The sequence below is a fragment of the Kineosporiaceae bacterium genome, assembly GCA_016713225.1.
Taxonomy (GTDB): Bacteria; Actinomycetota; Actinomycetes; order Actinomycetales; family Kineosporiaceae; genus JADJPO01.
The window spans coordinates 910216-923902 of record JADJPO010000003.1 but is presented as its reverse complement, the minus strand read 5'-3'; the positions used below and the strand labels follow the sequence as shown (position 1 = coordinate 923902).

The window sequence follows — 13687 nt, the reverse complement described above, 5'->3', positions numbered from 1 at the left end:
GCTCAGCGACCGGCGAACAGATTGAGCTGGTGGGCGTGCCGCACCGCCGCCCGGCGGTTGGCCACACCGAGCTTGGTGAAGATGTGCTGGGTGTGGGTGCGCACGGTACTCAGCGACACCCCGAGCTCGCGGGCGATGGCGGGTCCGTCGAGATCGGAGCGCAGATAGCGCAGGACGTCGAGCTCGCGCGAGCTGAGCGGCTCGACCAGGGACTGCCCGCTCGGCGTCTCGCCCCCGGACCCCCGGGGAGCGCCCGCTGCTCGTGCCGGAGCAGCGGTGATGAGCGTTCGGAGGAACAGCCAGCTGCGGTGTCGGCTCTGCAGCGATCGCAGCAACTTCGCCATCGGCGCGCCCTCGCCGGTGAACACCCGAACCCAGCCCTCGGGCTCTGCCAGCCGGACGGCGCGTTCGAGCGATTCCAGCGCCGCCGCCTGATGTCCGGCCGCGGCCCGGGCGAGCGACTGCAGCGCCAGCACCTCCAGCACGACTCGGGTGCGACCTCCACCCTCGGCCGCCTCCAGCAGCCGGTCGAGCAGGCCGGTCGCCTCGAGCAGCGCTGCCTCGTGACCCGAGGTGGCGTGGTCGGCGAGCAGGATCCGCGCCAGGGTGACGTGCTCGTACTCGCGCAGGTAGGTCAGCGGGTCGGTGGCGGAGACACCTCGGCGGCGAGCCCAGGCCAGCGCTGGGGCGACCTCACCACCGCCGGCGAGCATGCGCGCGCGGACGGCGGCGATCGGCCGCACCTCCGGCGAGAAGTCGCCGACGTAGGCCCGCTCGGCCTCCTCGAGGAGGCCGACCCCGGTCGCCGCGTCACCCTGCGCTTCGCGTAGCCACGCCAGGGCGACGCGCCACCGGTAGGGGTTCTGGGGCAGGCCGCCGGCCTCACCCAGTACATCGGCCCTGCTCAGGTGTTCGGCCGCGCAGCCGACGTCGCCGGATTCCAGGGCGATGACGCTCAGCGCGACGTGCATGTCGGCGGTGCCACGCGGTGGTGAGGCCTCCCGTTCGGCCAAAGCCATTGCGCGCTCACAGGTTCGGCGTGCGTCCAGCAGCCGTCCCTGGGCCACCTCGAGGTCCGCGATCGTGATCGTGCAGCCGAGCACGTCGGCGACATGTCCGGTCTGCTCCAGGCCGTCCGCCGCCGCTCGGTAGGCCTGGTGCGCGCCGTCCAGGTCACCCTCGGTCCAGCAGGCGAGCCCGACGAGCGCAGCGGCCGAGGCGGGAGTGAGCAGGTCGTCGTCACCGGCCAGGTCCAGGGCGATCCGGGCATGCCGCACCGTCTCGGCCGGGTCGCCGCCGACCAGGGCCAGCGCGGCCCGGTAGGTCGCCAGCAGGGCCGGCAGGCGAGTCCATTCGGCCTGGTCGACGATGACGGGCTGCTGGTCGGGAGCACCCAGGAGCTGCTCGACGTCCCGAAGTCGTTGCGCCAGACCGTCGAACCGGTTGCTGGCCGCGAGGGCACCGAGGAGGCCGACGGCGAGCACCGGCCGATTTCTCACGACCGCTGCCGGCAGCTGGTCGACCCAGCGGCGAATGACGTCCTCCCGCCGCGCGCGGCGCAGCGTGGGGATCGCCAGCTCGACCCGGTCGGCGGCCGAGTCGAGGTCACCCGCGGCCAGCGCATGCCGGACGGCGGCCTCCGGCTGGCCGGCCTCGTCGAACCAGGCGCCGGCGCGACGGTGCAGCCGCGCCACGTCGTCCGGCCGTTCGTCGAGCAGCCGGGCCTGCAGGACGTCGCGGAACAGGTGGTGGTAGCGGTACCAGCCACGGTGGTCGTCGAGCGGGACGAGGAACAGGTTCGACCGTTCGAGGCCCTCCAGCATCGCCGCACCGTCGCAGCGTCCCGTGACCGCCCCGCACACGGGGGCCGACAGCCGCTCGAGCACCGAGGTGTCCAGCAGGAAGCAGCGAACCTCCGGTGGCTGCCGGTCGAGCACCTCGTCGGCGAGATAGTCCACGACGAAGCGATCGTCCCCCGCGAACCCGGCGATGAACCTCGACCGGTCGCGGCGACCCTGCAGCGACAGCGCCGCGAGCTGCAACGCCGCGGCCCAGCCCTCGGTGCGGCCCTCCAGTGCGGCGACGTCCTCCGCCGCCAGGTCGAGGGCGTTGACCTCGTTGAGGTAGGTGGCGGTTTCGTCGAGGGTGAAGCGCAGGTCGCTCGCCCGAATCTCGAGTAGTTGCCCGCGGGCGCGCAGCCGCGACAGCGGCAGTGCAGGGTCGGCACGAGAGCTGATGACCACGTGCACCTGTGGCGGCAGGTGGTCCAGCAGGAAGACCATGCCCGGCTGCAGGTCCGGTCCCTCGGCGAGGTGGTAGTCGTCCAGGACCAGCGTGAGCTCGGTCGGCAACACGCTCAGCTCGTTGAGCAGCATCGTGAGCATCGCGTCGAGGGGTGCACGGCCGGACTGCAGGTGCGCCAGCGCCTCCGCCGCCGTCCCGGGTGCGGCCCGGTCGACCGCGAGCAGGACGTAGGACCAGAACGTCGTCGGGTCCCGGTCTCGCTCGTCGAGCGAGACCCAGGCCGTCGGACCGCCTCGGCCCGCGACCAGCCAGCTGCCGAGCAGGGTCGTCTTGCCGAACCCGGCCGGCGCCGAGATCAGGGTGAGGGCTGTGGTCGAGCCGAGCAGGAGCCGATCGTCGAGCCTGGGCCGGGACACCGTCCGCCCACGCGGACGCGGCCGAATCAGCTTGGTCCTCACCAGCGTGTCGGGCATCGGTCACTCCAGAGGGAAGATCGCCGCGGCACCAGTTCACCGTGATTCCTGCGCCTGGCAACTCGCGTTGCCCGTCGGCCGGACCGTTGCGACTCTCCCTCCATGAACGATGACGATGTCGTGATCATCGGTGGGGGCGCTGCGGGTCTCTCGGCGGCTCTGGTTCTCGCCCGAGCCCGCAGACGGGTGACCGTGGTCGACGCCGGCCGGCCGCGCAACGCTCCGGCAGCCCACATGCAGGGCTTCCTGGGCTCCGACGGCATGCCGCCGTCGCAGCTGCTGGCCGCCGCACGAGCGGAGGTCGCCGGGTACGGCGGCCGGTTCGTCGCCGGCACCGTGGGCGGCGTCGCGGCCCGTGATCCATCGTGCACGACCTTCGAGATCGTGCTGGACGACGGGTCGACCCTGCGCGCCCGCCGCATCCTGGTGGCCACCGGCCTGCGCGACGAGATCCCGCCGGTCCCCGGAACGCGCGAGCGCTGGGGCCGCGACCTGCTGCACTGCCCCTACTGCCACGGGTACGAGGTTCGTGACCAGCCCCTCGGCGTGCTCGGTGCCACTGCCGAGGCGGTCGCCCACGCCCAGCTGGTACGTCAGTGGTCCGACGACGTGGTGCTCTTCACCGACGGCGACCTGGACGACGAGGGCCAGCGCCGGCGGCTGGCTGCTCGGGGCATCGGCGTCCGGGACGGCCGGGTGGCCCGCCTGGTCGTCGAGGACGACCGGCTGACGGGCGTGGAGTTGGCAACGGGGGAGAGGGTCGCCCGGTCGGCGGTCTTCGTGCGGCCCCGCTTCGTACCCCACGACAGCCTGCTGACTCACCTCGGGTGTGCCACCGCCGACAGCGGCTGGGTGGTGGTCGATCCCAGGGGTCGGACCAGCGTGGCCGGGGTCTGGGCCGCCGGGAACGTGGTCAACCCCCGAGCCCAGGTGATCACCGCTGCAGGTGAGGGGTCGGCCGCGGCCATCGACATCAACAACGACCTCGTCGAGGACGACATCTCGACCGCCGTTACCGCCACCGCCGCCACCGCAGCCACGACCGTCGCCCGGTAGCCCCGCGGAACCGCGCATGACCACGTCCCAGGTGCCGCTCGTCCCGCTGCGCGTGAACCGGACCTTCGTGACGCTCTACACGCTGTCGTACACCGGCGGATCGCTGCTGTTCCTCGCGCCCCTGCTGGTGTCGCTGGCGCTGAAGGTCAACCAGCTGGTCGGCATCGACGACGCGCCCCGGAGTCTGGCTCTCGTGACCGGGGTGGGATCGCTGCTCGCCATCGTGAGCAACCCGCTGTTCGGGCGGCTGAGCGACCGCACCACCTCACCGCTGGGCATGCGGCGTCCGTGGATGCTCGTGGGCCTGGCCGGCGGCACCGTCGGCGTCCTGACCGTCGCGGTCGCGCAGAGCATCATGGTGGTGCTCATCGGCTGGTGCGTGGCCCAGGTGTTCCTCAACGCCCTGCTCGCCGCGCTGGCCTCGGTGCTGCCCGACCAGGTACCCGCCGTCCAGCGTGGCGTCGTCTCGGGACTGCTCGGAATCTGCGTGCCGGCCGCCTCCGTGGCCGGCACGTACCTGGTGCAGGCGTTCGACGGCAGCGCACTGACGATGTTCCTGGCGCCCTGTGTCGTGGGTGGCGCGCTCGTCCTCGTCTTCGTGGCCCGGCTCGGCGACCGCCGTCTCGACCCCGCCGACCGGCCACCCTGGTCGCTGCGCGAGTTCGTCGGCTCGTTCTACGTCGACCCACGCACCCATCGAGATTTCGCCTGGGCGTTCGTCAGCCGGTTCATGCTCGTCACGGCCTACGCGTTCCTGGTCACCTACCAGGCCTACTACCTGCTCGATCAGATCGGCACCCGCGAGGACGACGTCGCGCACCAGATCTACCTCGGCACCCTCGCCCAGTCGGTCGCCCTCGTCGTGACCGCACCGCTGTCCGGCAAGCTGTCGGACCACATCGGACGGCGGAAGATCTTCGTCGCGGGCGCCGCCGCCATCTACGCGATCGCCCTGGTGCTGCTCGCGACCGCCGCCGGCGTAGGGGGCTATCTGGTCGGTATGGCCGTCGGCGGCCTGGGCTTCGGGATGTACATGGCGGTCGACCTCGCCCTGGTGGTCGACGTCTTGCCCGACAGTGGATCGTCGGCCAAGGATCTCGGCGTCCTGAACATCGCCGGCGCCCTGCCCTTCGCGATCGCACCCGCCGTGGCCCCGGCGGTCCTGGCAGCCGGACACGGCAGCTATGCCGTTCTGTACCTGGTCGCGGGCGGCTGCGCCCTCGCCGGCGCGGCGGCGATCGTCCCTGTCGAACAGGTGAGGTAGCCGCCAACCCTTGCGCCGGCGGATGGTGGGCACTACGGCTGGTGGTGGGGCTCCGCGGGCCGGGGGACGGGTAACTGGGGATGGAGTGGGGTCCCCGGTGGGACGCTGGCCCGTCGGCCGACCCGTCGTCGCTGCTTGTCCTGCCCGGCGGCCTCGTCGGCAGCCCGGGCGGCCTCGTCGATGGTTGCCCACGGGGGCGTGGCTGCCCAACCGAGCGAGGCCGCCAGCCGGACCTCACCGATCGGTTCATCGGCCCGCAGCAGCTCGCGGATTCGACCGATCACCTCGTCACCGTCGATCGGTGAGCCCGCCGTGATCAGCAGCGCGAACTCATCACCCCCGAGCCGCGCGGCGACCGCCCCGGGTGGGGCGATCTCTGCCATGACCTGAGCGAATCGGGTGATGAGCTGGTCGCCGACCGCGTGACCGAAGGTGTCGTTGGCGTGCTTCAGGCCGTCCAGATCGGCGGCGATGATGCAGACGTGGGTCTCGGGCTCGTCCGCCAACCTGGCCGACGCCCGAGCGAGGGCCGCTTCCCATCCCCGCCGGTTGGCCAGTGCCGTCATGGCGTCGTGGGTCGCCTCGGCGCTCGCGGACTCGAACGCTTCCCCCAGTGAGCGGGCCGTTCGCACCTGCTCGCTGCGGTCACGCCCCAGCATGCGCACCAGCAGGACGGGCACGGTCGCGACGGCGACGCGTGACCAGCCCGGCGGCGTCCCGGCGATCAGACCGAGCCCGATCACCGCCATGAGGGTGTCGACGCGGAAGGTCCAGCTCATCGGGTGCGCGAGCGTGCGGGCGCTCACGCCGACGCTCGTCATGCGGATCCCGGCCGTGACGGCGTCCAGGGTGAACTGCGCACCCAGCGCGAGAGTGAGAATCGGCCAATCGCTCCAGCCCGGCTCGCGGACACCGCCGACCAGCAGGACGGCGGTCGGCCCGAGACTGTGCCAGGCAGGCAGGATGCGCACGGACCGGCCGTACCACCCCTCGGACGGGGCACCGTCACCCAGCGCCCCGAGCAGAACTCCTGCGGTCACGGCCAGCGGCACCAGCTCGAGGGGACCGCTCACCAACATCACCATCAGGACGGGCTGGGTCGGCACCATGCTGCCCGCCGCCGCCTGAAACTCGATTCGGTACGCCACCGCGTAGACGCCGATCAGCGCCACGAGCAGCCAGAGCTGGTGCAGTGGCGGTGGCGATTCGGTGACGGCCAGGCCGGCCGCCGGGCCGAGGAAGGCGCCCGCGAGCAGATACGCCGTCACGACGGCTCGCCGTCCCGGACGGCTGAGGCTCTCCCGCACGGTGGTGTGGTCGCGCCACTGCTCGAGCGCCGTGGCCACGGCCTCGTCGGGCACTGGCGCGGCTGATGATCCGGAGCGCCGTCCCACGCGGGAATCTTCGTCAGCCAGATGCCCTGGCTTGAGTCCTCCATCACGCACGAACAGCTGTCCGGAACCCGAACGGAGGTGGGTGGGGGCCGACCAGGTGACGCCACTGCTCGGCCCGGGCGGCCACAGGGGGCCGTACACGGACACCGCTGACCACGAACGGGTGCGCTGGGCAGCCGGACGTGTGAAGTGCGTACTCAGGGATATCGAGCGATCACTCTGAGCGTTCATTCTGGGTATCGCAGGTCAGCCGGGCACCAGCCCTCATACCTGGACCACGAACAGCCTGCTCTCGCCTGGAGGTCTCCATGTCCCTGTCTCGTCGCTTCGGACGCCGCACCCACGGCCTTGTCGCAGCCACCCTCACCGCGTTGGTCGCTTCGGCAGGTGCCGTCGCCACCTCGGTTCCCGCCGAGGCCGCGACGTACTACAACGTCTGCGGCCAGCGGGTGACGAGCCAGGTGTTCAAGGCCTACGGCGACACCAACGAGTACTTCCTGCCCCAGGAGGGCGGGTTCGAGACCGCCAGGCTCAACGGGTGGGTCGCGTCGAACGCGGGGATCGTCTCGGGCAACAGCCCCTTCTATCTCACGGGCAACCGGTCCGACACCCGCTCCCTCAAGGTCAACGCCGGGGGCTCGGCGATCAGTGAGGTGATCTGCGTCGTCCCGGGTGAGGACTCGATCCGTTTCGCCTACCGCAGCCCGGGCGTCTCCGGCGCCACGCTGCGGGTCGACATCTCCGTGCTGAGCGCTCTCGGAACTGCCTACTCGTCCTACACCGTGGCCGACGCCGGGGCCGGCTGGAAGGTCTCACCCCGGATGGCCATCCCCAACAAGGTGGACTACACCGGCGGGCAGAGCCTCAAGATCAAGTTCACGGCCACCGGGACGTCGGCCGCGTGGCAGGTCGACGACGTCTTCGTCGACCCCTGGCGAACCCTCTGACACGGAAACCTCCGCAACCGGCCCCTGCACGGCGCTACGGTGGCGCCTCCGCGGTGCACAGGCCAGGAGGGCAAGCATGTCCATCCCCAGGGACGGGACGGCGGTTCATCGTTCCTCGGGTCGGTCGGCGGTCCGACCGGTGGGTGCCGTGCTCTCGAGTCTGCTGATGGGCTTGGCGATGGTCGGCTGTTCAGCGGATGCCACACCAACCGCGTCGGCCGGCCTCTCGACGGTCGCTCGCACGTCCGCGACGGGCGGCGTGGGGGGTGTGGTGACACCGTCGGCGTCGTCTGAACCGTCCGTGTCCGCCACGGCGTCGCCGTCCGCGTCGCCCGCGCGTCCGCAGCCGACGGCCTCCGCCGGGGCCACGCGCAGCACAGCGACGACGCCTCGGCCCACCGCCACTGCCACCACCACCATGTCGACCCTGGGCGCCCTGAACGCAGCGATGAATGCCGCCGTCCTCGCCCGAGGCAGCGTCGCTTTCGTCGAGCGAACCTCGGTCGGTGATCAGGTGAGCAACACCTATTCCGGAAAAGTCCTCTGGCGCAAGGGAGTCACGTCGTACGACGTGACCGGGACGGGTGATTACGTCACGCAGCGGATCATCGCGGTACCCGGCGCGCGCTACACGCACGACCTGCGCGCCGAGGATGACCCGACGCTGTGGATCGAGCTGCCCGAGGCCGACTCCGGCAGGGGGCAACCAGGTGGCAGCCCTGCAGTGGCTGGAACGGCAGATGACGCCGGGACGCCTGCACGCGAACCTGGCCCGGCTGACGGTCACGCGAGGGACGGCAACCACGGTCGACGGAGTGCCCTGCATCGCCCACACCGTCCGCATGACAACTGCGCAGTACTACTCGTCCCAACCGGCCACCCTGCGGCCTGCCGCCGACCAGATGAACGGCAAGACCGTGGTCACCTACTACCTCGACAAGAACCACCTCCCTCGCAAGGTGGTGGAGTTGGTGACCTGGACGGCGGCCGGCAAACGCCACAGCTACCGAGAGGTCAGTACGTTCACTCGGTGGGGTTCGCCGGTAACGATTGCCCTACCCTCCGGCGCGCACATCGTCCCCTTCTGAGAGCCGCCTACCGGCGGCGGCCTTGTCGCCGGCTAGGCCTCACTCTGCAACGGCCGCTTGAAGATCAACATGCTGGTCGGAAAGCGTGAGTACGAATCTCCCTGCTGAGGACTGGTACGAGTCACCAGGGCCACTTCGCCCGGAACGACAGTGACCAGCTCCTTCCGGGCAGTGGCCCTGGTCGTCGATTCCGTCCTGACTCGGGACAGGTGCTCCTTGGAGTGGCAGGCACGAGCGATCGACGAGGCCAGCTTCCCCGCGATCGTCACGTTCGTGATGAGGCTCTGCTCGAGTACCGCCCCAACGTTCTCGCCGGCCACCTGGCAGCGGGCCGGACACCTGGGGGCACAGCGATCGGTCGGCCGGGTGGCGTGGGACGCTCGATTGGCGCGGTGGCGGATGGGGTCTGATGGTGGTGGCTCGACTCGGACGAGTGAGAGGTGACCAGTCGTGACCGTGCCGACGCCACCCATGCCACCATCGCCACCCGTGGACCCGCCGGAGCCGGAGCGTCCCGGTCCTCCCGGTCCTGACCCCACACTGCCGCCCACGCCCGGGCCGGACATCCCGCCGCCGCCCGACCCGAATGCCCCGATCGACCAGGCGGTACCTCCAGCTGATGGAGACCCGACAACCCCGTGATGAGCACGGCGCTCGGGATGGGCGGTGTCGTCCGGGCATGGTGTTGCCCCAGCATGGTTGCCGATTCCCTATGCCTCGCCGCGGTTGCCCTGTTCGTTCTCACGGTGATCACCTGGCAACGCCGAGGGACGGTCGCCTCCACCGGGGCGCTGATCGCGCTCTTCGGGGGTCAGTGGTGGGCGCTGGTCGACACCTGGACCGCGATGATGGCGGCGGGCCTTGCGCGGCTCGACCTGTTCCCTGTGGCCAAGTCGGTGTCGGTCGCCGCGGTCACGCTGTGCACCCTCGGTCTGTGGATCTCGACCCGCAGCATGCTGCGTCCCGCTGGCGGCGCTGCTCCAGGCGGCCGATGAGGCGCTCTACGCCGCCAAGTCCGCCGGACGTGACCGCGTCGCACTGGGGCACCCGATCTGATCTCTCACCCGCCTCACCCGCCTCACCCGACTCCCGCGGCGGCCAGCACGCGGTGAAGACGTCGGGTCACCGTGATCATCGCGGGACACAAATGCGGAGTGTTGGGCAATAGCCGGTAGCTGCGCGAATCAGAGGGATAGTCTCTCGGCTGACCGCACGAAACAGGTTCATGCCGAAGTGGTCAGCGTGACGTGGTGCCTGGGGGCAAGATGACCGAGTCGATATCCATTCCCGTCGATGCAGAAAGCCCACGACCCGATCTGTCTTCTGTGATCGCCGCTGCAGATCCCGGGGTCAGGGCGCTCATACTCGGATCGTGTCGAGCGGCGCTGGACCTTGTCCACGCCTACCTGCCTGCCACTGAGACGGTCGAGGCCATGCTTCCCACCACGGCCAGCGTGACGGCGAAGCAGACACTGTGCCTGATGATCCTGACCGACCGTCGGTTGTTGTTCGTGGCACCAGCACCGCAGGTCGTCGCATGGCCCTTGGCCACGGTCGAGCACTTTCAGTTCGTTCCCAACAGCGCCGTCCACATCACGGCAAACGAGGGAAAGTTCATGATGGGAGCGGACAACACGACCACAACGGCGGGCAAGAACTTCGAGGCACTCGTCAAACACCGAGCAGCTGTCGCGGTGCTTCGAGGTGTGTGAACACCGGTCATGACGGATGCCTCCCGACGTGAGCCGCAGGGCGACGGCGCTGCCGCCGGCACACCGGCGACCACGCCCGAACCGCGGATCCTCCCGCCATCTCCCTATGCCGCTGAGACCGTGTCCCCGGCCGTCGCCTCGTTCACTGTCCCGCGTTCACCGTACGAGGATCCCGAGCCCCTCGCTCAACCAGAGGCGCCTCGTGCCCCAGCATGGATTGCTCACCATCCACCGGTAACGTCGCAGGTGCCGGACGCGACCCGGACGGGTCTTGCCAACACCCCCGAGCGGGGCTCACCCGAACCCCCGTCGCGCGTGAACGTGCCGGGGACGACGGTGGTCACTGCCAGCGGAGCGCGTCCGGCCCTGGGTCGCACCATGGCTGCTCTGTCGGTCGTCCTCGTCGTGGGCGTCGGGGCGGCCCTCCTGCACTCGAGCGGAGACTCAGCGCCGTTCAGCGGAGCATCCCCCTTCGCAGCCTTCGCAGGCTTCGCCGCCCTCGTCGGGTGCACCACCGAGTGCTCAGCCGCCAACGACCGTCCCAGGCCACGCGTCGGCCACGTCGGGTGCCTCACCAGCTGGCACCCTCCAGGCGCCGTCCGGCCTGATTCCCCTCGAGTTCCTGGGATGGTGGTCTGGGCAGATCAACCAGACGGGATCACGCCAGTCCCCGTATGACTTCACGGTGCGCATCCTGCAGGGCCGCCTCGGCGAGAGAGTGGCGACGGGGACCTATCCGAGTCTGGGATGCGTGGTGACGTGGAGCCTGACCGCGGCTGAGCCTCGGGAGATCATCGTGCAGGAGAGTGTCGACAGTGGTCCTTGCGGCCAGGTGGAGATCACTCTCACCAGGCAGTCCGATGGAAGGCTTCGCTACATCTTCCAGAAGGGCGTCGGAAACGGCTTCCTGCGGCACGGTGGATCGCCTCGGTAGGACGTCGCGCGGCCATTCCCGCACGTCGGCGATGCCGGCGTGATCGACGGCGAGCCCGCGGTAGCCGAACTCACCCCCTTCCCGCCGCGGACAACTGATCGACGATCGCTTCGAGCCAGGACATGTCGTCGCCCACCTGCCGTTTCGCGGCGAGCACGCGACGCAGGCTGGCGGTGGTCGAGGCGATCATCATCTGGTCGTGTGAGGCCGCCAGTGCCCTGCCCAGCCGGCGTTGGGCGTCGTCCACATCGTTGGCCAGGATGGCCAGTTCGAGCATGGTCGCTTGGCCCCAGTAGTCGGGTGAGGCCTCGACGGCACGCTCGGCGCTGTACCGGACGACGGGCAGCAGCGTGGCGATGCGCGGGTCGTCCGGGTCCCTCAGGGTCATGAGCTCGACGGCGTTGATGCCGGGGTAGTAGTCGCGCCAATCGACCTCGAAACCCTGAACATAGGTGTCGATGGCGCGCTCGAGATGTCCTTCCGCTGCAGCGGTCCGGCCCGCTGTCAGCTCAGCCTCCCAGCGGTCCTTGTGGACTCGGCCGAGGATCCCGCACGTCTCGCTGCTCGGACCGCGCTCGCGGATGAGCGTGCCGAGCACACGGATGGCCTTGCTCGGGTCGCCGGACCGGTTCAGCGCCAGGGCGTACTGCTCCCGGATCATCGGCAGTCGCGACATCTGCTCGGGTAGGCGCGCGACGAGGGCGATCATCTCCTCGTACGCCTCCACACCCCGGTAGGCGAGCAGCAGCTCGGCCGCCAGGCCGAGCGTGGTGGCCTCCAGCTTGCCGAGTCGGGACTCGAAGCTGATCAACTCCACCTTGGCGGCCTCGGTGCCCGCGTACTCGGCCGTGTCCGAGGCGGCGTGCAACTGCTGGCGCAACTCCTCGACCTGCGCCATCCGATCGTGAAAGGCGTCCACCTCGTCCGGATCGGGTGCCTGCCAGTCGCCCAGACCAGCGAGCAACTGGTAGACGGGGCTGTCGATCGACCGCTTGACGGACGACGACACCGCGCGTAGCTGCTCGGTGAGCGCCGCGACGTCGTTGTGGGTCATGGTCGGTGAGCCGGCGTCGTCCAGGTGATAGGCGTGGGCCCGGCGAACCGGCCCGAGATCGAAGGGCAACGGTGAACCCTGCGCCGAGATGAGCACCGTGGTGAACGGACGCAGGGCATGCCGGACCCCGAGCTCGTAGAACACGTTGGCGTTCGCGGTGGTCAGATCCGCCACGGCGAACTCACAGAACCACAGGCGTTCGAACATCGGCTTGTGAATGATGCCACCGACCGTCTCGGCGTCGGCCCGGATGCAGTCCATCCCGGCGGCCGTGACCGCCGGTTCGATGATCGCCGTGAACACCGTGTCGAAGTTGATCGTCCGGTGATTCTCGTCCTGCTTCGTGCCGAACGGCATCAGCACGAAACAGATCGGACGCAGCACGCTCGGCTCATCGGTCATCAGAACCCCTTGAAGTGCTCGTCCTTCAGGTACGTCCGGGCGGCGACGGTGCCGATGCGCCGCAGGTCGTCGATGTGGTCGACGCTGTCGAGACGCTGGACGTCCTCAGGTCGGATGTCGGACAGTCCGAGCGCCGCCAGCCCCCGAGCGGACAGGTCCGGGCAGTACCGCACGTACGTCATGAGCCTCGACTCGAGGATTCCGGGCGGCGCGATGAGGTCACCGATCTCGCGGTCGAGCACGGGTCCGAACCGGCACCGACCCAGCACCCGGCACAACGTGTCCTGTTGGTGCAGTGCGGCGGCCATGAGCGCCGCCGGCACCGAGCCGGCGTTGTAGAGCAGATTCATCTGGCGCGGCTGCAACCGGTCGTCCGCCTTGGCGGCCGTTCCCGTGCCGACCGAGACCAGCAGCAGCTGGTCCTCGCCGGTGGCCCAGCCGAGGCCGTACTCGGGCAGGGTGGCCATCAGGAACAGTTGAAACGCGGGGTTGTTGTACATCGTGACCCCGCCGTCCACGAACACGAACTGCTGCGTGCCGATGTCGATGGCCTCGGGCCGGAAGTAGGTCGGCGCCGCCGTGCTGGCCAAGACCAGCTGCCACAACGGGATTCGCAGATTGCAGTCGGGATGCTCGGGCTGGTTGTAGCGCGCACCGGGCGTATTGCTCAGCGGCCACGGGGAGTCGGTGGTGGCATTGCGCAGCACCATCATGAGCAGCGTGCGCAGTGCGGGGTCGCCCATCGTGGTGTCGGTGCCCAGTTTCAGCTGCAACATCTCTCGCAGCCGGTCGGAGTCGTAGCGGTGCGCGAACCGCTTCAGCAGAAACGACCGGTCGAACATCTCCCTGCCGTGCTCGGTGTACAGCAGGCCGATCTCGTGCATCGACATCCCCTTGGCGATGCAGGCCGCGATGATCGCGCCGGTACTGGTTCCCGCGACGTAGTCGAAGTAGTCGGCCAACACGAAGTCGGCCCCGGCCCCGGTGCGGCGACGCAGCAGTTCCTCGAGACCGGCGAGGAGCTCGACGGTGAGGGCTCCGCGCAGGCCGCCGCCGTCCAGGGCGAGCAGTTTCTTGGGACCCGGTGCGTGAACCCGATCCAGATACCCCATGTCGTTC

At 69.9% G+C, this 13687-nt stretch carries 11 protein-coding genes; 6 read left to right on the top strand and 5 right to left on the bottom strand.

Translation table 11 applies throughout. From position 1 onward, the window contains the following. Positions 1-2: 2 nt before the first annotated feature. Positions 3-2717: a helix-turn-helix transcriptional regulator gene (locus IPK24_15320; GenBank protein MBK8076898.1), complete on the bottom strand. Its 2715-nt coding sequence runs from the start codon at positions 2715-2717 to the stop codon at positions 3-5. A 102-nt stretch (positions 2718-2819) separates the two neighbouring features. On the opposite strand from IPK24_15320, the gene IPK24_15315 reads away from it, so the two are divergent. Next, positions 2820-3773 carry an NAD(P)/FAD-dependent oxidoreductase gene (locus IPK24_15315; protein MBK8076897.1) on the top strand — a complete coding sequence of 318 codons (954 nt, stop codon included), beginning with the start codon at positions 2820-2822 and terminating at the stop codon, positions 3771-3773. A gap of 16 nt (positions 3774-3789) precedes the next feature. Further along, positions 3790-5037: an MFS transporter gene (locus IPK24_15310; protein MBK8076896.1), complete on the top strand. Its 1248-nt coding sequence runs from the start codon at positions 3790-3792 to the stop codon at positions 5035-5037. A gap of 32 nt (positions 5038-5069) precedes the next feature. On the opposite strand, the gene IPK24_15305 is transcribed toward IPK24_15310, so the two are convergent. Next, positions 5070-6398 (bottom strand): GGDEF domain-containing protein, encoded by a 1329-nt coding sequence (locus tag IPK24_15305; protein ID MBK8076895.1) that lies wholly within the window; start codon positions 6396-6398, stop codon positions 5070-5072. Between the two features lie 341 nt (positions 6399-6739). On the opposite strand from IPK24_15305, the gene IPK24_15300 reads away from it, so the two are divergent. Continuing rightward, positions 6740-7378, top strand: a complete 639-nt coding sequence (locus tag IPK24_15300; GenBank protein ID MBK8076894.1) for a hypothetical protein — start codon at positions 6740-6742, stop codon at positions 7376-7378. 105 nt (positions 7379-7483) lie between these two features. Here IPK24_15300 and IPK24_15295 read toward each other — a convergent pair whose 3' ends face one another. Beyond that, on the bottom strand, positions 7484-7798 hold the full coding sequence (locus tag IPK24_15295) for a hypothetical protein (GenBank protein ID MBK8076893.1): 315 nt from the start codon (positions 7796-7798) through the stop codon (positions 7484-7486). Positions 7799-8088: 290 nt separating this feature from the next. On the opposite strand from IPK24_15295, the gene IPK24_15290 reads away from it, so the two are divergent. From IPK24_15290 to IPK24_15280, 3 genes are all read left to right on the top strand, one after another. Beyond that, the gene (locus tag IPK24_15290; protein ID MBK8076892.1) at positions 8089-8466 is read left to right on the top strand and encodes a hypothetical protein; all 378 of its coding nucleotides are present in this window, start codon (positions 8089-8091) and stop codon (positions 8464-8466) included. A 641-nt stretch (positions 8467-9107) separates the two neighbouring features. Next, positions 9108-9461 (top strand): hypothetical protein, encoded by a 354-nt coding sequence (locus tag IPK24_15285; protein ID MBK8076891.1) that lies wholly within the window; start codon positions 9108-9110, stop codon positions 9459-9461. A 255-nt stretch (positions 9462-9716) separates the two neighbouring features. Further along, positions 9717-10178: a hypothetical protein gene (locus tag IPK24_15280; protein MBK8076890.1), complete on the top strand. Its 462-nt coding sequence runs from the start codon at positions 9717-9719 to the stop codon at positions 10176-10178. A gap of 1004 nt (positions 10179-11182) precedes the next feature. Here IPK24_15280 and IPK24_15275 read toward each other — a convergent pair. Beyond that, a complete protein-coding gene (locus IPK24_15275) occupies positions 11183-12568 on the bottom strand; it encodes a DUF4071 domain-containing protein (GenBank protein MBK8076889.1) in 1386 nt (461 codons plus the stop codon). Next, positions 12568-13680, bottom strand: coding sequence for a patatin-like phospholipase family protein (locus IPK24_15270; GenBank protein MBK8076888.1), 1113 nt, complete (start codon positions 13678-13680; stop codon positions 12568-12570). Before IPK24_15270 ends, IPK24_15275 begins: the two co-directional genes overlap by 1 nt. Positions 13681-13687: the final 7 nt, after the last annotated feature.